The organism is Pseudomonas syringae group sp. J309-1, from assembly GCF_032582135.1.
GTDB classification, from domain to species: Bacteria; Pseudomonadota; Gammaproteobacteria; order Pseudomonadales; family Pseudomonadaceae; genus Aquipseudomonas; species Aquipseudomonas quasicaspiana.
Genome location: NZ_JAWHNU010000072.1, coordinates 1 through 18622, shown reverse-complemented (window position 1 = coordinate 18622; position 18622 = coordinate 1). Strand labels below are relative to the sequence as shown.

At 57.9% G+C, this 18622-nt stretch carries 19 protein-coding genes; 10 read left to right on the top strand and 9 right to left on the bottom strand.

Going from position 1 to position 18622, the window contains the following annotated elements:
- Nucleotides 1–105 precede the first annotated feature (105 nt).
- From RX972_RS26140 to RX972_RS26130, 3 genes are all read left to right on the top strand, one after another.
- Complete coding sequence (locus RX972_RS26140) at nucleotides 106–573, top strand: Lrp/AsnC family transcriptional regulator (protein WP_027899705.1); 468 nt, start codon at nucleotides 106–108, stop codon at nucleotides 571–573.
- 622 nt (nucleotides 574–1195) lie between these two features.
- Nucleotides 1196–1756: a DUF4880 domain-containing protein gene (locus RX972_RS26135; RefSeq protein ID WP_027900829.1), complete on the top strand. Its 561-nt coding sequence runs from the start codon at nucleotides 1196–1198 to the stop codon at nucleotides 1754–1756.
- A gap of 106 nt (nucleotides 1757–1862) precedes the next feature.
- Nucleotides 1863–3008, top strand: coding sequence for a M14-type cytosolic carboxypeptidase (locus RX972_RS26130; RefSeq protein ID WP_316879802.1), 1146 nt, complete (start codon nucleotides 1863–1865; stop codon nucleotides 3006–3008).
- Nucleotides 3009–3116: 108 nt separating this feature from the next.
- On the opposite strand, the gene RX972_RS26125 is transcribed toward RX972_RS26130, so the two are convergent.
- Nucleotides 3117–3656: a cytochrome b gene (locus RX972_RS26125; RefSeq protein WP_316879790.1), complete on the bottom strand. Its 540-nt coding sequence runs from the start codon at nucleotides 3654–3656 to the stop codon at nucleotides 3117–3119.
- Nucleotides 3653–4750, bottom strand: coding sequence for a catalase family peroxidase (locus RX972_RS26120; RefSeq protein ID WP_316879788.1), 1098 nt, complete (start codon nucleotides 4748–4750; stop codon nucleotides 3653–3655). The genes RX972_RS26125 and RX972_RS26120 overlap by 4 nt, the downstream gene beginning before the upstream one ends.
- 176 nt (nucleotides 4751–4926) lie before the next feature.
- On the opposite strand from RX972_RS26120, the gene RX972_RS26115 reads away from it, so the two are divergent.
- On the top strand, nucleotides 4927–5439 hold the full coding sequence (locus tag RX972_RS26115; protein ID WP_316879786.1) for a sigma-70 family RNA polymerase sigma factor: 513 nt from the start codon (nucleotides 4927–4929) through the stop codon (nucleotides 5437–5439).
- Nucleotides 5436–6194: an anti-sigma factor gene (locus RX972_RS26110; protein ID WP_316879784.1), complete on the top strand. Its 759-nt coding sequence runs from the start codon at nucleotides 5436–5438 to the stop codon at nucleotides 6192–6194. Before RX972_RS26115 ends, RX972_RS26110 begins: the two co-directional genes overlap by 4 nt.
- A 156-nt stretch (nucleotides 6195–6350) precedes the next feature.
- Here RX972_RS26110 and RX972_RS26105 read toward each other — a convergent pair whose 3' ends face one another.
- Nucleotides 6351–7556 (bottom strand): MFS transporter, encoded by a 1206-nt coding sequence (locus RX972_RS26105; RefSeq protein WP_122709076.1) that lies wholly within the window; start codon nucleotides 7554–7556, stop codon nucleotides 6351–6353.
- A 105-nt stretch (nucleotides 7557–7661) separates the two neighbouring features.
- Between RX972_RS26105 and RX972_RS26100 the strand changes: the two genes are divergently transcribed.
- Nucleotides 7662–8237 (top strand): TetR/AcrR family transcriptional regulator, encoded by a 576-nt coding sequence (locus RX972_RS26100; RefSeq protein ID WP_255880382.1) that lies wholly within the window; start codon nucleotides 7662–7664, stop codon nucleotides 8235–8237.
- A gap of 3 nt (nucleotides 8238–8240) precedes the next feature.
- Complete coding sequence (locus RX972_RS26095) at nucleotides 8241–9530, top strand: leucine-rich repeat-containing protein kinase family protein (protein ID WP_316879778.1); 1290 nt, start codon at nucleotides 8241–8243, stop codon at nucleotides 9528–9530.
- A 320-nt stretch (nucleotides 9531–9850) separates the two neighbouring features.
- On the opposite strand, the gene RX972_RS26090 is transcribed toward RX972_RS26095, so the two are convergent.
- On the bottom strand, nucleotides 9851–10555 hold the full coding sequence (locus RX972_RS26090) for a YebC/PmpR family DNA-binding transcriptional regulator (protein ID WP_099269542.1): 705 nt from the start codon (nucleotides 10553–10555) through the stop codon (nucleotides 9851–9853).
- 329 nt (nucleotides 10556–10884) lie between these two features.
- Between RX972_RS26090 and RX972_RS26085 the strand changes: the two genes are divergently transcribed.
- Nucleotides 10885–12894, top strand: a complete 2010-nt coding sequence (locus RX972_RS26085; RefSeq protein WP_316879776.1) for a type VI secretion system Vgr family protein — start codon at nucleotides 10885–10887, stop codon at nucleotides 12892–12894.
- Between the two features lie 18 nt (nucleotides 12895–12912).
- On the opposite strand, the gene RX972_RS26080 is transcribed toward RX972_RS26085, so the two are convergent.
- The 4 genes from RX972_RS26080 to RX972_RS26065 all read right to left on the bottom strand — a co-directional run bounded on the left by RX972_RS26080 (nucleotide 12913) and on the right by RX972_RS26065 (nucleotide 16945).
- Entirely contained in the window at nucleotides 12913–13686 is a 774-nt protein-coding gene (locus tag RX972_RS26080; RefSeq protein WP_316879774.1) for an enoyl-CoA hydratase, read from the bottom strand.
- A gap of 70 nt (nucleotides 13687–13756) precedes the next feature.
- Nucleotides 13757–14965, bottom strand: coding sequence for an acetyl-CoA C-acyltransferase (locus RX972_RS26075; RefSeq protein ID WP_316879772.1), 1209 nt, complete (start codon nucleotides 14963–14965; stop codon nucleotides 13757–13759).
- A 97-nt stretch (nucleotides 14966–15062) separates the two neighbouring features.
- Nucleotides 15063–15830 (bottom strand): 3-hydroxyacyl-CoA dehydrogenase, encoded by a 768-nt coding sequence (locus RX972_RS26070; RefSeq protein ID WP_316879770.1) that lies wholly within the window; start codon nucleotides 15828–15830, stop codon nucleotides 15063–15065.
- Nucleotides 15831–15910: 80 nt separating this feature from the next.
- A complete protein-coding gene (locus RX972_RS26065; RefSeq protein WP_316879800.1) occupies nucleotides 15911–16945 on the bottom strand; it encodes an AraC family transcriptional regulator in 1035 nt (344 codons plus the stop codon).
- A 163-nt stretch (nucleotides 16946–17108) separates the two neighbouring features.
- Here RX972_RS26065 and RX972_RS26060 point away from each other — a divergent pair, with 163 nt between their 5' ends.
- The gene (locus RX972_RS26060; protein ID WP_231678060.1) at nucleotides 17109–17588 is read left to right on the top strand and encodes an LEA type 2 family protein; all 480 of its coding nucleotides are present in this window, start codon (nucleotides 17109–17111) and stop codon (nucleotides 17586–17588) included.
- Nucleotides 17589–17625: 37 nt separating this feature from the next.
- Here RX972_RS26060 and RX972_RS26055 read toward each other — a convergent pair whose 3' ends face one another.
- Entirely contained in the window at nucleotides 17626–17880 is a 255-nt protein-coding gene (locus RX972_RS26055; RefSeq protein WP_027898211.1) for a hypothetical protein, read from the bottom strand.
- A gap of 175 nt (nucleotides 17881–18055) precedes the next feature.
- On the opposite strand from RX972_RS26055, the gene RX972_RS26050 reads away from it, so the two are divergent.
- A complete protein-coding gene (locus RX972_RS26050; RefSeq protein ID WP_027898212.1) occupies nucleotides 18056–18376 on the top strand; it encodes a YqjD family protein in 321 nt (106 codons plus the stop codon).
- Nucleotides 18377–18622: the final 246 nt, after the last annotated feature.

The following is an 18622-nucleotide window of genomic DNA, read 5'->3' as shown; positions in this document are numbered from 1 at the left end:
GCAAAATACTGCCTGTAGCAATGAGGCTTTTTCTTTCTAATTTGCCGTTTATCTGCTGAACTTCTGCATGTTCAGTTCTATAAAAATAAAAAAAGAGGTCAATTCATGCAGAACAAATTAAGCCCCATCGACCGCAGGATCCTGCGCCTGCTGCAACACGATGCCGATCTCTCGGCAGCCGAAATTGCCGAACGCGTCGAGCTGTCGCAATCCCCTTGCTGGCGGCGCATCAACCGCCTTCAGGAAGAAGGCTATATCGAACGCAAAGTCGCCCTGCTCAACCCACGCAAGCTTGGCCTGACCATGACGGTGTTCGTCGATGTGAAGTTATCCGGGCACGGCCGGCGTTTTCTTGCGGAATTCGAAGAAGCAATCACCGGCTACCCCGAAGTGCTGGAGTGCTACACGATGGCGGGCGATATGGATTTCATGCTCAAGGTGGTGGCGCAGGACATCGCCAGCTACGAGCGCTTCCTGCGGGATCATCTGCTGCAGCAGCCGCACGTGCAGGAAGCCCACTCGAACATCGCCATGAGCGAAGTGAAACGCACGACAGAACTGCCGCTGGACTGACGGGCGTCAGGCGGAATCCGAATGATTTTCTATGGGGACGATAAAAAGGTTTGACTTGCAAATGATAATGATTATTATTGCAAGCAACTGGCCGCAAGGTCAGTTGGATAACTCAGAAGTCTTAGGTCGGCTTCTGGATTATCTCCTCATCAGGCTAATCACGGTTTTTGACCCGGATTTTTTCCGGGTCTTTTTTTTAGTTTTGCGGTTCGTTTCTATTTTTTTGGTGTCACTGGTGATGCAAGGTTCGGGTGCTGCGTTCTTCAGGCTAATGAAGAGGGTGTCGTTTCTACGATGGCGCGGATCATAGCAAAAAGATTGCAGAAAGGGCCTCTGAAGTTTGCTTTCAAAGGCGCTGCACGGAAGATAATCGGTAATTGAGCTGGCTTAGCACTTGAGAACGACTCTCATATGCCACATCCAGAAAAGAAGTCCGCTGTCCTGACGGCGAACTTTGGTGCAGCAAACACACGACCCTGTAGGAGCTGCCGAAGGCTGCGATGGCGGTATGTCAGGAAGAACGCTTCGCAGCCTTCGGCAGCTCCTACAGGGCCAGAGAGATCAGATAAAGCAGCATTTTTACCAGAGAAGTCTTCATCAACATCAAGCGAGGCAATCGATCATGAGTATTCAACTCTCGTCCTTCCCCGCCCTGCCTGCACGACGGACAGATGTTCCACTGAGTCTGCACGGCGAGAGCCTGCGGCGCGGTCTGGTGAAGCTTTCTCGCCGAACACAGCAGGTCTTTCTGCTCAGCCGACTGGACGGGGCTTCCTACGCCCACATCGCTGACTTGCTGAGCATCGATGTCGCACTGGTCGAGCAGGCCATGGTGCGAGTCCTGCAACACAGCCGTCGGCAAGTCGCTGCGGATGAAGCCAGCGCTGTGGATCCGGTATGCGAACAGGCCAGTCGCTGGTATGTACACCTGCAAAGTCCACAGGCTACCGCCAGTCAACGTATCGAATTCCGCCATTGGCTGGATGCTGACCTTGCGCATCTCGCCGCCTTCGAAAGTACCGAGCGGCTGTGGCGTCAACTTCAAGCACCGGCTGCCGTCATAGGCGCCAGCGGCTGGCATCGCCGCAAACGTCGCAGTTATCTGTTCTGGTGTATGGCGACTGCGTTTTTGTGCAGCCTGCTCATGACGGCGGAAGCTTTTGCCTTGCTCGGTCAGACCTGAAGCACTGAGTGACCGATTCACACACCTTCACGTCGCAGCGACGCGCATTGCTTCGCGCAGGTTCCGTGTAAAGTAGCGCCATAACTGGCACTAACGTACACAGGAACTGACCGTGAACTCTCTCAAAATCAGCGCAGACTTCGATAGCGGCAATATCGAAGTGATAGACGCGAGCAACCCTGCACAGATCCAGTTGGCCATCCGCCCGGACACCCGCAGCCCGCATTTTCAGTGGTTTCACTTCAAGGTCGAAGGCCTGCAGACGGGCCAGGTCCATAGGTTCAGCCTGACCAATGCCAGTCAGTCCAGCTACAACAATGCCTGGACTGGCTACAACGCAGTGGCCTCCTACGATCATCAGACCTGGTTTCGGGTGCCCTCCACATTCGACGGCCGCGCGCTGAATTTCAGCCTGACGCCCACTGGCGAGCACGTCTGGTTTGCCTATTTCGAACCCTACAGTCGCGAGCGCCATGACTGGCTCATTGGTCAGGCCCTGGAAAAGGCTGGCACTGAACTGCTGGCCACAGGCAAGAGCGTTGAAGGCCGTGAGATTCCGCTGCTACGGCGCGGCAATGGCGCCGAGGGCAAGCGCAAAATCTGGATCATTGCTCAGCAACATCCCGGCGAGCACATGGCTGAATGGTTCATGGAAGGTGTGATCGAACGCCTGCAACAGCAGGATGATCCGGTGCTGAATGCCCTGCTGGAAGTCGCCGACCTGTACCTCGTCCCGCACATGAACCCTGACGGTTCGTTCCACGGGCATTTGCGCACGAATGCCAACGGCAAGGACCTCAACCGTGCCTGGCAGGACTCCACCCCGGAAACCAGCCCGGAAGTATTCTTCGTCAAGGAACAGATGGAGAAGTATGGCGTGGACATGTTCCTCGACGTCCATGGCGACGAAGAAATTCCCTATGTGTTCACTGCTGCATGCGAAGGCAATCCGGGTTACACGCCCAAGCAGCAACAACTCGAAGCTCAGTTCCGCAGCCGTTTAAGTGAAATCACCCGGGATTTCCAGACCCGCTATGGCTATCCCCGTTCACAGCCGGGCAAGGCCAACATGAACCTGGCGTGCAATAGCGTCGGGGAAAAATACAAGTGTCTGGCGCTGACTCTGGAAATGCCGTTCAAGGACAACGACGATGCCCCGGACCTGATCACCGGCTGGGACGGCAAGCGCTCGAAACAACTGGCCAAGGATGTCTTGACCGCTCTCTCGGAAATGGCCCCGATCCTGCGCTGAAAATCATCCTGTAGGAGCTGCCGAAGGCTGCGAAAGCATTCTGTCTGATACACCGCTTCGCAGCCTTCGGCAGCTCCTACAGGGAGGTAACGCCCTTCTTTTTAGCGCTTACCCCCGCCCCCGCAACATGCTACCGAGCACCTCGTCACGCCTCACCCACGCATGAAACAGCGCGGCTGCGATGTGCGTCAGCACGGTCAGAAACAGCGTATACGCCAGCCAGGTATGAGCCTGCCGTAAAAAGGCGAAGGTCCCTGCGTCCGCTGCAACGATGGAAGGCAGGCGCACCGAACTACTGAGCATGACCGGATCACCGGCGGCAGAAATCATCGCCCAACCAATCAACGGCATTGCCAGCATCAATGCGTACAACACGTAATGGGACAGCTTTGCCGCCAAAACCTGCCAGCCCGGCAAGTCAGCCGGCAATGGCGGTGTCTGGCTGGACACCCGGACGATGATGCGCAGAATCACCAGCACCAGGATCGCTATGCCCAACGGTTTGTGCAGATTGAGCAACCATTCATGTCGTTCCGACACCGAGGCCACCATCCCCGCGCCAATAAACAGCATTGCGATGATCATCACTGCCATCGACCAGTGCAGCAGGCGCGCCAGAGGAGAGAAATGCTTATTGGAGCCACTCATGATTTTTTCTCCGGGACGGGGGCGGCTTTGGGCAATTGCTCGACTTCTGCAGTGCGCCGTTTGTAAGACGTCGCGTAAGCAGCAGAACGCGCGGCCAGCAGTGGGTCATCCGAGCCACTGATGCCGGATGGCAGCACCAGCGGGTCAAAGTTGATGTCACGGCAAGCGCCGCTCAACTGCGGTTGTTCGCTTTCCAGCACCAGCGTACCGGCGTTCAACGTTTGGCGATCAGCAGGCCATTGTTTGCTGGCATCGTTGACTGGATCACTGGCACCCGCGAGAGTCAGGATCAGGTTGAAACGAACGGGGCCTGCGGCCAGTCGGTCATTCAGGTCCTGCTCCAGATAATCCTTGGCGTCCGGCGCCGGTGCCGCGGGTTGCGCGGCATCCACAGGCACCATGTTCCAGCGCACGGCCTGGCGTTTGCCATCGGCACTGACCAGATAGAACGCATTGACACTGTTGTAACTGACGGTCGCGTAGCTGGCCGACGGCTTGGCGGTCTTGACCCACGCCAGAAATGGCGCGGCTTCCGGGTGACTGGCGAAAAATGCAGGGGCCTTGGTCGGGTCAGGCTTGCCGGTTTTAGGGTCTGGCGCATTGGCCTGCAACAACCCGAAGAACGCTTCCGGCGTGCCGACAGGGAATACCGGCATGGCATTCATTCCGGTACGCCACTGCTGGCCGTCTGCCTGACTAAAGCGCAGGGCCAGACTGCGTATCGGAGCGGCACTGTCTGGCGAATAAGGGTTGCCGGTGGGCAGCGCGAATCGCCCTTCCACTGGTGTGCGGGTGGCGGTAAACAGCTGTGCACTGGAAAGATCGGCAGCAGCGCCGTTGCTTTCGAAGTAACCTGCAACGCATACCCCTTTTGGGTGATTGCGGCGATATCCGGGGAAAGTACCGTTATTGTGCTCAAGGGTATTGACCAGTTTGTCCGGAGTCAGACGCTGCGGATCGAGGTAGCCTCCCACATAGGCAAATGCGGTAGCGGCAACCAGCACCACTACGCCAATGCCCACCAGACGCAGGCCCGTTGCAGTTGGACTTAATGGAGGTCTTTGCCCCTCGGGTAACGGATCACGGTCGGTCATATACAACTCCAGGTCATCGGCTATCACGCTTTATGGGCAGTAGGACGGAGCCGGAAAGTGTTTATTCCATCCGCCGAAAAAAATTGCACGAAGGGTGGAATAACCAATGCCGGGCGTCGTCTTGCTGCTCAGACGCTTAACACGATCATAGTTGCTGCCCAGGGAGTCTGCGGTCCATGAACGAGCTCGACGACCAACTCAGAGAGTTGATACCGCGAATGCGCAGGTTTGCCCTGTCGCTGACCCGCAACTCCAGCGGCGCTGATGACCTGGTTCAGGCAAGCCTTGAAAAAGCTTTGTCAGCCTGGAAAGACAAGCGAATCGAAGGCGATTTGCGCGCCTGGCTGTTCTCGATACTCTATCGCCAGTTTCTCGACGCCCATCGCCGCTCACGTCGGTACAGCCGCATGCTGGAGCTTTTTACCGGTGGCGCAGATGAGGATTACCAACCCAGCGTTGAACGAACCGTGATTGCTCAATCGACTCTTGGCGCGTTTGAGCGACTGAACACCGAGCAGCGTGCGCTGCTGTTATGGATCTCGGTGGAAGGCTTGAGCTACAAGGAAGTCGCCACGATTCTCGACGTGCCCATCGGCACGGTCATGTCGCGCTTGTCCCGCGCTCGTCAGGCCCTTCGCCAGTTCAGCGATGGCGAAATCACCACTCCTTCTCTGCGGATACTGAAATGATCACCCTGCCCCCCAGCGAACTCGACCTTCACGCTTATGTGGATCATCAACTGAGCGAGGCCGACCGCCTGCGCCTGGAAACCTGGCTGGCAGCCCATCCGCAGGTCGCGTCGCAGGTCAAAGCCTGGCAGGACGACGCGAAACGGTTGCGCACTGCAATGAGTGGCGAACTGCAACGCCCGCCGAACCCGGAACTGGACCCGGTGTTTATCCGTCAGCGCATGCGGCGTAATCGTTATCGTCACCTGGCTACGGCGGCCATGTTGCTGTTAGCTGTCGGAGTTGGCGGATTCAGCGGCTGGCAGGCCAGGGAAATAACCCTGGCCAGTGCAACGCCGCCGATGGCTGATGCGTTGCAGGCCTACCGGATGTTTGCTCTGGACGACAACATGGCCAGCGACTGGAGCGCGGAAAAAACCAGTGATGCACAAGGCTGGCTTGACCGTCATTTCACCCGGGCCAACCGGCTGCCCAACCTGGAAGCGGCGGGATTCAAACCGGTCAGCGGACGCATGACCACTACTGAACAGGGGTCCGCGGCCCTGGTGGTGTACAAGGACACTGAAGGCCGCACCCTGAGTTTCTACATCCGCCCGCCGGGTGCAAAAAACCGCTTACTGCCGCGAGGCACCCGACTCGACGGTGATCTGCAAGCCGATTACTGGTCCAGCGAAGGTTACAACTACGCCATGGTCACCCCGACTAAAGACCCTGCCGCCCAACTGGCCCGACAGGCGCTGCCTGGGGCGATTTGAGTCAAGAGGATTTCGCTGTTGGAGCGAGGCTTGCCCGCGAATGAGTCGATGCGGTGGCTCAGTAAAACTGCGTTATCGCTCTTCGCGGGCAAGCCTCGCTCCAACAGGGTCTGTATTCAGCCGCTAAAACAAGGGGTTTCCGTTATAGACACACCTTCAAACCGAGTTGACCGCTTCCCGTCCAGCCACACGCCTCACAATCAACCCCGCCAACGCCAACAGCGCCAGCACGATCACCACACCCCCATAGACATTGGTCGTGGCAATCAGACCGAAGCTGTGGGCGCTCAGTCCGGCGATCAACGCCGGGATACAGAACGCCAGGTAGCTGAGCACATAGAAAGCCGACATCAGCCCCGCCCGCTCATGGGCCTGAGCCAACGGTAATAACAGGCGCAAAGCCCCAAGAAAGCCTGAGCCGAAGCCGATACCCGCAATGACCGAGCCGACGAAAAAAAGCCACAGCCAGCCAGCATTGACCGCCGTCAGAATGACCGCAACACCAACCGGCAAACCGCTGGCACCGACCCAGAGCCCCAACACCGCAGGCCGCGTACGCAAGTTGAAAATAGCCAGCGCACCGCTGATGGTCAGCGTGGCAACGGCCAGCCCGCCGTTGATTGCAGAAGTCGTCCCGGTGGCTGCAGCAAGCAACGATGGCGACAGTGACAGGAAGAAACCACCCAACGACCAGGCTGCAATATCTACCGGCAACACCAGCCACAGCGTGCGCCGGGCCTGAACAGGAACGTGCAGTGAGGGTTTTAGCGAAGCCCAGGCACCCGGCTGACGGCTGACGGTTTCCGGAATCAGCCAGAGATAAATCGCCTGTCCGACAAATGCCGCCAGCAACAGGCAGTAGGTCAATAGCAGTGGCAGCGGCGCCAGCTCCACCAACAGCCCTGTGCCTAAAGCCCCAATGGCCATGCCGAACATCGGCGCGATGCTGTTGACCAAAGGCCCCTGTTTTTCGTCGTTGTCCAGCAAGGCGGCCCCAAGCGCGCTGCCCGCCATACCTGTGGCCAACCCTTGAATCATCCTCGCTGCCAGTAGCCAGCCGACATCAACCGCAAAGATGAACAGCAGCATGGAGACAATCTCCAGCAGCAGAGCCGCAAATATCACCGGGCGTCTGCCCAGATAATCCGACAGCGACCCCACCATCAACAGCGCTATCAGCAACGTGAACGCATATACCGCGAAAATCAGCGTCAACATCGCTGCAGAGAAGCCCCAGCCCTGCTGATACAAATGGTAGAGCGGCGTCGGCGCGCTGGACGCTGCAAAAAAGCACAGGGTCGTGAATGCCAGAAATCCCAAGGCGCTGTTTCCCCGGTCAGGGTTCTGCAAAAGACGGGACATGGGTACACTCTCCGATCAGGCACATCATTAAAGCTAAGATTTAGCGTTCTGAATTGTGCGAGCTGACGCAGCTTAAAGCAAATACTTTGTGTTAAGGTCCGCCTCATGGCTATAAAAGAAGGAATTCGCACCGGCGGTCGCAGCGCTCGCGTGCAAGAGTCAATTCACAGCGCGGTGCGCGATTTACTGGTCGAAAACGACCGCGCGGCCTTGAGCGTGCCCATGATTGCTGCGCGTGCGGGCGTGACACCGTCCACCATCTATCGCCGTTGGGGTGACCTGACCACGTTGCTGGCTGATGCCGCCGTTGAGCGCCTGCGCCCGGATGAGCCTATTGACTGCGGCAACCTGCGCGACGATTTGCGCACGTGGACCGAAATGTACCTTGATGAAATGAACTCGGCCCCCGGCCGGGAGATGATGCGCGATGTCGTCGCCAGCAGCGCCGCGACATGTTCGGGCAAATGTGCCGGCATAACTCGCGATCAATTGCAGATCATCATCGACCGGGCTCTGGCCCGTGGCGAGAAAGCCCCGGACGCCAATGAGCTGATTGACACAGTGGTTGCGCCGATGATCTATCGCATTTTGTATGCAGAGGCTCCTCCGAGCCTGGAGCGCGTCCACCTTTGGGTCGATCGTTGCTTGAACCTGCCCCCTGAAACCATGAGTCGCAGCTGATCCATGCATACACTCGAAGACCTGCGCGCGGGCAAACTTGCGGGCATAAAACGTTTGGACCTGTCCTGCGGGCTGAACGAATTTCCAGTGGAAATCTTCGATCTGGCCGACTCGCTGGAAATCCTCAATCTGAGTGGCAACAACCTGAGCGTCTTGCCGGACGACTTGTACCGGCTATCGCACTTGAAAGTGCTGTTTTGTTCCGACAACCCTTTTACAGAGCTGCCGACCTGCATTGGCCGTTGTCAGAATCTGCAGATCGTCGGCTTCAAGGCGAACCAGATTTCACACGTCCCGGCCGCGGCGTTGCCACCCCGACTGCGCTGGCTGATCCTCACCGACAACCAGATCGAGCAACTGCCAGAGACGCTGGGCGAATGCCGCTCGCTGCAAAAGCTGATGCTGGCCGGCAATCGTCTGACCCGCCTCCCCGCGAGTCTGGCCCAGTGTGAACAGCTTGAACTGCTGCGCATCGCAGCCAACCAATTGACCGAATTGCCTGACTGGCTGCTGCAACTGCCCTCGCTGGCGTGGCTGGCGTTTGCCGGTAATCCGCTGTGCAGCGCGCCTGAAGCAAAGTCTGTACGGCAGATCCCGTGGACTGAGCTGAGTACTCAGCAGCAACTGGGTGAAGGTGCCTCCGGGGTCATCCAGCAAGCGCTCTGGCAACCATCCCGGCAAGCAGCCAGGACAGTGGCCGTCAAACTGTACAAAGGTGCCGTGACCAGCGACGGCTCGCCGCTCAACGAAATGGCGGCGTGTATCGCGGCGGGCACTCACCAGAATCTCATTGCCGTTGAAGGCCAGATCCTCGATCACCCTCAGTCATGCGCAGGGCTGGTCATGCAATTGATTGAGCCTAACTTCGTCAACCTTGCGGGTCCGCCGAGCCTGGATTCGTGTTCCCGGGATATCTACCCGAACGGTTTGCTTCTGGACAATGCAATTGCGTTACGCATGGCCCGAGGCATCGCATCAGCCACCGCACACCTGCATCAAAACGGCATGACCCATGGCGACCTGTATGGCCACAATATTCTCTGGCACGACGACGGCGACTGCCTGCTGGGGGATTTCGGCGCTGCTTCGTTTTATTCCACGTCCGCACAGGGCCTGGCTCTGCAACGCATCGAAACGCGAGCTTTCGGGATTTTGCTGGGGGAGTTGCTGGAGCGTTGTGCCGAGCCCGTAGAAGATGCTCTGTGGGCACTGCAGGCTCGCTGTATTCAGCCGAATGTCAGCCAGCGACCGACGTTGCGAGAGGTTGAGCAGGCTTTGACTAAAGGCCCGTAGAAAATGCTGCGCGAGATAAGGCTCTGCAAATTTTGAGTTGAAACGGTGTACCTGTGGGAGCCGGGCTTGCCCGCGATAAGGCTGGACGCGATCCAACGTCAACCGCGTACAGTCTTATCGCGGGCAAGCCCGGCTCCCACATAGACCGCGCTATTCCGTAGGACCGGCCGGGCGGCGTTCCGCTTTAGCCGGGAGGGCGTCGGGACATTCACTACATATTCCTCGGCAGAAACACCGCTCTCCCGGCTAAGCCGGTCCTACGGGATTGCAAGCAAACATAGAATCTCCCACAGGAGAATGCATTTCAAATCAGAATGCCGTCAGCCCGCCAACCCCACGTAAACGTTCTGCACGTCATCGTTGTTATCGATGGCAGCCAGGAAAGCTTCAACTTCAGCCATCTGCTCGTCATCAAGGCCATCAACGGTGCTTTTCGGACGGTAGCCCAACTGGGCCGACTGCACGGTAAAACCGAATTCCGGCAGTTTCTTGCATACGGCGTCCATGTCGGTTGGCTCGGTCAGGAACAGGGTTGCGCCCTCTTCGCCTGGCTCGCAATCCTGAGCACCCGCTTCGATGGCCGCTTCGTCTGGATCAGCATCCGGGTTGATCGGCATCGCTTCGATCATGCCCTGATAGTTGAAGTCCCAGGACACCGAGCCTGCGGCACCCAGTTGTCCCTTGCGAAACAACACGCGAATTTCCGACACCGTTCGGTTGATGTTGTCGGTCAGGCACTCAACGATCACCGGCACGCGATGCGGCGCAAAGCCCTCGTAGGTGAGGCGCTCAAAAGTAACGTTTTCGCCCAGCAAACCGGCACCCTTCTTGATCGCTCGCTCCAGGGTCTCCCTCGGCATCGAGGCTTTTTTCGCTTGTTCCACAACCAGCCGCAGACGCGGGTTCATGTCCGGGTCTGCGCCAGCACGCGCTGCGATCATGATTTCCTTGGACAGCTTGCCGAAGATACGTCCCTTGGCATTGGATGCTGCTTCTTTATGCTTGACCTTCCACTGTGCGCCCATGCTTGCTCTCTTGATCCGATTGCGCTCTGCCCCATGCGCCAGTCCCTGTCAAAGGGCCGACTGCAAAACCGGCAAAACGTTAAAAATGAGGTGCGTCGCTATCAACACGCGACGCCGCGCATTTTATACCCGATAACGTCAGATGAAACCCCTGCCGTCTCTCGATTTCAAGTCGAGGGTCGATTGCATCAGTGTTAATGCACTGCATGGCAACTAGCGACATTCCTCTTTAACTTGTAGTCCCTTTCCGAAAAATGCTGAAGCGATGCCCATGGACCGTGGCATTTCGTACCCTCTGCCCCCTTAAATTCAAGGTGGGAGCGATGTGGATGTCCGAAGGCAAACGAATGCCGATCACTCTGGCGATTGTCGATCACAAGATGAATCTGCCCGTCATCAGCATCAGCGGGCGGGAAGCCCTGAACGCACCCTATCGTTTCATCATTGACGTTGTCAGCAGTGATCCACACCTGAAATTAGAGGCATTCGAGCAAAAAGCGGCCTGGCTTGCGTTAGGCCCCGATCAAGGTGTTCATGGCAAGATCAGTAGCGCCACACTACTGCACGCCGAGACCGGATTGAGCCTCTATCGCATCACTTTGGGCCCGACGCTGCTCGATATGGAGCAGCGTCGGCAGCGTCGGGTATTCCAGGACCTTAGCGTGCCGCAGATAATCGCACGACTGCTCGAAGAGCACAGCATTGCTCCTGCCACCTATCGTTTCGAGAAGCTGGTGGGGATCTATCCTTCGCGAGAACAGTGCGTGCAGCAAGACGAAACCGATCTGCATCTGCTGCTGCGATTATGTGAAGAAGAAGGTATCTCCATGCGCTTCGAACATCAGCGAACCCGACACTTGCTGGTCTTCGCTGACGATCCTGCCCGCTTCCCCCATCGGTCAAAACCTGCTCAATTTCAGCCACCAGCCCTGCGAACAAGGCACGCACCGGCCATTTCGTACCTGGCTGAACAATGGGCTTTACAGCTGGCGGCGACAGACCACGAAACGCACCTCCATGATCCGCAGTTGAAGCCATCGAAAAACGCGTCTGACAAGGAGGCTCATGCCGACAAAAAAAACGCCAGTAACCAGCGTTTCGAAGCAAGCCTGCTGTCGCGCCTGCCCACCGAACGCCAGGCGCATGAGCGACAGGCCGGCGCCCGGGCCCTGGAGCGCCAACGTTGCGAGCGACGCGTGATCCGTGGGCTCGGCACTGACCTGCCAATGACACCGGGCCAGATCGTGCAAGTACTGGGGCATCCCGAGGCCCGGTTCAACGATCAGTGGCTGGTGGTAGAAATCAATCACACAGGCCAACAGCCGGAGGTGCTGAAAGGCAAAGCGCCAGAGGATGTGGCCCGGATTCTCGATGCCGCAAGGTCAGTTGCTGCGCAATCCGGGGCCAGCAATGGTCAAGCGACCGGGCATGACGAAATCGACAGTCTCAGCCAGGGCTATCACAGCAGCTTCCGCTTACTGCCGTGGGAAATGCCGTTTCGGCCCGGGTTGAAGCACCAAAAACCTGTCATGTCGGGATTTCAGCCCGCGACCTTGCTGAGTCGCTGCAACCAGACGAAAGAACAGTTGATGAACGGACGACTGCCTATTGGCTTCACCCCAACCCCGGCGGGCTGCGAGCCTGCCGAGTTGTGCGCGCCCATCGGTATTTCGCTGGCGCAATTGAAGGCCCTGCGTATCGGTGCAGCATTGATTGTCGGCCACTTTGACGGCGACCCTGAGCGGCCGATTATCTATGGCGTCCCGGACGAACATCGCGTGCCGCTCAATGATTACCCTGCACAGGGTCTGCCCACCGCTGATGCAGTACACCTGAACCTGCCACAAACCCTGCATCTCACGACTGATGGGGTTTTGCAGCTCAGCACTGCAGACAGCAGATTCGACCTCACAGCCAGTTGCATTGAGATGACCGGTACGCCGCCAACGCTCACAGCCCAGGACCGCTCCTGCGGGCGGGATCAACCTGCACAGCATCCGGCTCTGTCTCTCTTCGACGCCGACCTGCGCCTGACCGAGCACCCCGGCCTCAAAGGCGCACCGCTGGTAGATCGCCTATGGTACATAGTGCGAATGCGTGAGCCCGGACTGCAGTTTCTTGCACGCCTGCAACCGGAGCATTTTCTGTTCGAGGGCAAAACCGACCGACACGGTTATTGCGGGCTCAGTTCTGAAGAGCTGCGCGAGCTTGCTGCAGCGTATCGCAAGACCCCGAACGAGCTCTGCCTGGTTCATCCGGGACACTGCATCATGCTACAGACGTGGTTCGAGCAAAACTGGCCGCGGAGATTGCATCAGGCATTCATCCAGCATGGCTGAGCAGTCAGCAAAGACTACTCAACGCCCCTTGAAACGGGGCTCTCGCTTTTCGATGAACGCAGCCATGCCTTCTTTCTGATCCTCAGTGGCAAAAGCAGCATGAAAAACCCGGCGTTCGAAGCGAATACCTTCGGCAAGACTGACTTCCATGGCGCGGTTAACGCTTTCCTTGACCATCATCGCAACAGGTAGCGACTTTGCCGCAATGGATGCAGCGACCTTCAGTGCTTCATCCAGCAGTTCGCTCAACGGCACTACTCGGGCGACCAACCCCGCGCGCTCTGCTTCCTGGGCGTCGATCAAACGTCCGGTCAGGCACATTTCCATCGCTTTGGCCTTGCCGACGGCGTGGGTCAAGCGCTGGGTGCCGCCCATGCCGGGCAAGACGCCGAGTTTGATTTCCGGCTGACCGAAGCGCGCATTATCCGCAGCGAGGATGAAGTCGCACATCAATGCCAGTTCGCAGCCGCCGCCCAAAGCAAAACCGGCCACAGCGGCGATGAGCGGGGTTCGCCGGGCGGCGACGCGATCACTGTCGCTGAACAGGTCGTCCAGGTAGATCTGGGGATACTTCAGCTCAGCCATTTCCTTGATATCCGCCCCCGCCGCAAATGCTTTGCTGGAGCCGGTCAGCACGATGCAGCCAATGTCACGGTTGGCGTCAAGATCATCCAGCGCATGATTCAATTCGCTGATCAACTGCGCGTTCAAGGCATTCAAAGCCTCCGGACGGTTGAGCGTTATCAGCGCCACCCTCCCTCGAATCTCTATCAAGATAGATTCATAACTCATTGATAATATTACCTTTTATAATAGTCATTATTCTAGAATCAACTTTAACTTAAGCACTTATCTCATTGGACTATTGAATGATTTCTACGGCTATAGCGGTTGCTTCACCGCCACCAATGCAAATGGCCGCAACGCCGCGCCGCAGCCCCTTACGTCGTAAAGCCCCCAGCAGGGTCACGAGAATACGTGCGCCCGACGCACCAATAGGATGGCCGAGCGCGCAGGCTCCACCGTGAACATTAACCTTGTCATGGGGTAAGTTCAGCTTACTCATAGCTGCCAGCGTGACAACGGCAAACGCTTCGTTGATCTCGAACAGATCGACCTGATCCAGGGTCCATCCGGTGCGCGTCATCAGATTGTGAATCGCCCCGATGGGCGCAACCGGGAATAGCCCCGGCTCGTCCGCAAACGCAGCATGCCCATGGATCACCGCCAACGGTTTCAGGCCTCGTTGTGTCGCTTCGGAGCGACGCATCAACAGCAGCGCTGCGGCACCGTCGGAGATGGAGCTGGAGTTGGCTGCGGTCACACTGCCGCCTTGACGGAAAGCGGGCTTGAGCGTCGGTATCTTGTCCAGCCGGGCATTGGGGGGGTGCTCATCATGAGTCACCAGCCGCTGCTCTTTGCCCACAGTGACTTCCAGCGGGACGATTTCGCCGTTGAACCAGCCTTTGCTGATCGCCTCTTGTGCGCGGCTCAAGGACTCCACTGCAAACGCATCCTGCACTTCACGGGTAAAACCGTGGCTCTCTGCGCACTGTTCGGCATAAGTGCCCATCAGCCGGCCTGGTTCATAGGCGTCCTCCAGACCATCCAGGAACATGTGATCAAGCGCCCGCCCGTGCCCCATGCGGTAACCGCTGCGCGCCCTGTCCAACAGATAAGGTGCGTTGGACATGCTTTCCATGCCGCCCGCCACTACCACTTTTGCACTGCCCGCCAGCAACACGTCATGGCCCAGCATCGCCGCCTGCATGCCTGAGCCGCACATTTTGTTCAGCGTGGTGCACAACGTTGACCTGGCCAGCCCAGCGCCCAACGCGGCTTGCCGCGCAGGTGCCTGCCCAAGCCCCGCAGACAACACGCAGCCAAATAACACCTGCTCAACTTCTTCAGCCGCGATACCCGCCCGCTCTACCGCTGCGCGAATAACCGCCGCCCCCAGCTGCGGCGCGGTCAGACTTTGCAGATCGCCCTGAAAACCACCCATGGGCGTGCGCACAGCGCTGACGATCACCACGGGGTCATCATTTATGGATGAATGTTCTGAAGTCATGATTAATTCCTTAGCAAAATCACATAACCATTTGAATTAACGCCGTATCCGTATCCGTATCCGTGTCCGTAGGCGTTGCCGCGTGTTCACTCATTGATTACCGCGCAGCCATGCGCAAGGCGCCGTCGAGGCGGATGACTTCGCCATTAAGCATCGGGTTTTCGATGATGTGCCGGACCAGGGCGGCGTACTCATCCGGCTTGCCCAGACGCGGCGGAAATGGAACCCCTGCCGAAAGGGATTCACGCACCTGCGGCGTCATGCCCGCCATCATTGGCGTCTCGAAAATACCGGGGGCGATGGTCATGACCCGGATACCGAAACGTGCCAGCTCTCTCGCCGCAGGCAGAGTCATGCTGACAATGGCGCCCTTGGAGGCGGCATAAGCAGCCTGGCCGATCTGACCGTCGTAAGCCGCGACAGACGCAGTATTGATGATGATGCCCCGCTCACCGCCCTCATCCGCCGCGCCGACAGACATGGCCGCGCTGGCAAGCCGCAACAGGTTGAAACTGCCGATAAGATTGACGTCGATCACCTGGCGAAAGTCAGGCAGATTGTGAGGACCTTCCTTACCGAGGATCTTTTGCGCGTCAACGATACCGGCGCAATTGATCAGCCCGTGGAGCGCTCCAAATGCCTCGACACTGGCGTCCACGGCGGCCTGTGCAGAGGCTTCCTGACTGACATCGGTGACCATTGCGCGAGCATTTTGGCCCAGTTTTTCCAGCTGTATCGCCAATGCCTTGGCGTTCAGATCGGCGAGTACCACTCTGGCCCCGGCGTTGACCAGCATGTGCGCCGTCGCAGCGCCCAGACCTGAGGCGCCACCACTGACCAGGAAAACCTTGTCGCGAATATCCATGCGTAACCTCTATTCGGTTCCTTATTGTTGTTAACCGAAATAGTCGCCCTGCGTGCCGGTTCGGGCAATGGTCAAAACGCTCAGCGTCGATGACCGGTTTGACCAACGCCGCTCTGCACCACATCTCGATAGTGACCGGGGTTGATCCCCGACCATTTACGGAAAGCCTTGTAAAACGAGCTGGTGTCGGCAAAGCCAAGACGACTGGCGATGGTCGCCATGTCCAGATGCTCGTCCGCCAGCCAACCAATGGCCAGATCCTTGCGTACGGAATTCTTGAGGGCCTGGTAGCTTTGAGCCTCTTCGGCAAGATGGCGGCGTAAGGTCGAGCCGGAAACGCACAGACTCCTCGCCAGGTCAGCACTGTGTGGCCATTGTTCGGCAGGCAGGCTGCGCAGATGCTGGCGGATGCGGCTGGCCAGGCTTTGCGGGTCCCGATACTTGACCAGCAGATTACCCGGCAAAGCTTTGAGGAAGGCGTCAAGTTCGGCAGCGCTACGCCGAATGGGCAGGTCCAGGCAATCAGCAGCAAAAATCATTCTTGAGCGCGGCCGCTGGAAACGCAGATTCTCCGAAAACATGACCTTGTAGTCATCGATGTAATCCGGCTGCGCGCAACGCAATTCAATGCCCATAATGGGCACGCGCCGCCCGCAAAGCCAGCAGGCCACACCGTGCACAATCATCCAGAAGGTGAAATCCGCAAATGCCCGGGACACCGGGTCCTGCTCATCACCAATGACCACCTCCACCACACTCTGCTGACGGATCAACCGGGCACCGAAGCGCTCAAGCATCAGCCCGAGAAAGTCGAGTCCTGACTCAAGTCCTGCCACCAGCGTGGGCTGAGCCATGGACGAGCGGCATAGAAACTCAAGACTGCCTTGGCGCAGAGGACGCGGGTCCATACCGAAAAACAGGTCGTCAGTGCGCTGTTCAATACTCCGCCACAAATCCGCATATGCGTTGACCGACACCCGGGCCTCCCGATCTTCAAGCACATCAACGGCAATGCCTGCCTCTGCCAGCAGCGCTTGCTGGATCTGCCCGGAAAGACCGCTTTGCAGGAATGCCTCGCGCACCATTTCAACGGAAATGGTGTGTTTTGCCGTCAACATCGCAATCGGTGACGTGGTTTTCTGATGTCTGGGCATCCGTGACTCATCAGCATGCGGGTCCTGCAGCATAAGCCAGCGCCGGATGAAAACGAATCTCTGCGCGCACATGGGGTCTGAGCGGATAGCAGCGCCCTGTCACATGCCCAAAGGAACATACCGAATGCCCTCACGCCTGATTCGTACGCTGCTGGTCAGCTTTCTGCTTTTAACCCTTGGTGCTTGCGCCCTGTTGCCCAATCGCGATCCACTGAACATCAACGTAGTGGGTATTGAGTCATTGCCCGGACAAGGCCTGGAAGTGCGGCTGGCAGTCAAGTTGCGATTGCAGAATCCGAATGAGACCGCCGTCGAATACAACGGCGTTGCGCTGGACCTGGATGTAAATGGCAGACTGCTGGCGTCCGGCGTCAGTGATCAGCAAGGCTCCATCGGGCGCTTTTCCGAAACAGTGCTGGTGGTGCCGGTCAGCGTTTCCGCGTTCGCGGCCCTGCGCCAGGCGGTGGGCCTGACGCAAACCCAAAGCCTCGACAACCTGCCTTACACCTTGCGCGGCAAGCTTGCGGGCGGACTGTTTGGCACCATGCGTTTCAAGGACAGTGGCGTCCTCAGCCTGCCGCAATCTGTTGACGGGAGCTGGTAAGGCTCTGCCTCAAGCGAGGCGTCTGGCGAGGCGTTGCTTACTTGCTGGCGGCCATGAGCCGGTTGACTTCACTGCGGACCATGTTCGCGTACTCGGGCGGGCTCATGGTGTCGAGTTCGGAACGAACCCATTCGGACCATTTGCCTTTGCGCTTGGAGCGCTCGCCGAACAATCGCGCGGCGTCACCCTTGGCTTTACCCAGGTTGCTCTGCCATAGGTCAAAGAGGCGGGATTTCTCGTCTTCGAGCGCAGCACGCTCAGGAAGCGGCCGATTGGCCAGATTGAAACTCATAACTGTCACCTGTGACTAAAAACCGGAAGTATCTTACACCCGTAGGGGCACCTTTAAGAGACTGTTTCCGGCAAATCCCACAAGCAAAATGAGTGGTGACGCGCAGACTTCTGCAACTTTTCGCCAACCGCAAGACTCCATTGCTTACTGCCATCATCAACGAAAGGAAAACATCATGGCTCGTAAAACTGCCGCTCAAACTACCGCAGAACAGATCAAGGACCAGGCTTTCAGCGAACTGCAGGCCCTGATCGAAGAGTCCGACAAGCTGCTCAAAGACAGCGCTGCTCTGGTCGGTGAAGACGCAGAAACCCTGCGCGCGCAGCTCGGCCTGAAGCTCAAGCAGGCATCTGAGTCTGTTGCCAGTGTGCGTGAGCGCACCAAGCCGGTGGTTGAAGCGACCGAAACCTATATCGGTGGCCATCCATGGCAGACCGTTGCCATTTCCGCGGGCTTTGGTCTGGTAGTAGGTTTGTTGCTGGGTCGTCGCGACTAACCCTGTAATTTATTGATTGACCGTGGTTTGGGTATGTATGCATCTTTTTGTGTACATATCCATTGTTGCGTTTGGGCTGATATTGGTTGCGCCCTTACGGCGCCTCACTTTTGAACATCCGGAAGCCGGCCCAGACAAAAGTAAGCAAAAGGCTCTTGCCCCACCACTTGGCACCTCGCTGTCGCTCGGTGTACCCGCCCACAGATCCTGAACCGTGGGCCGCCGCAACGGGCCATCCATGGCCCA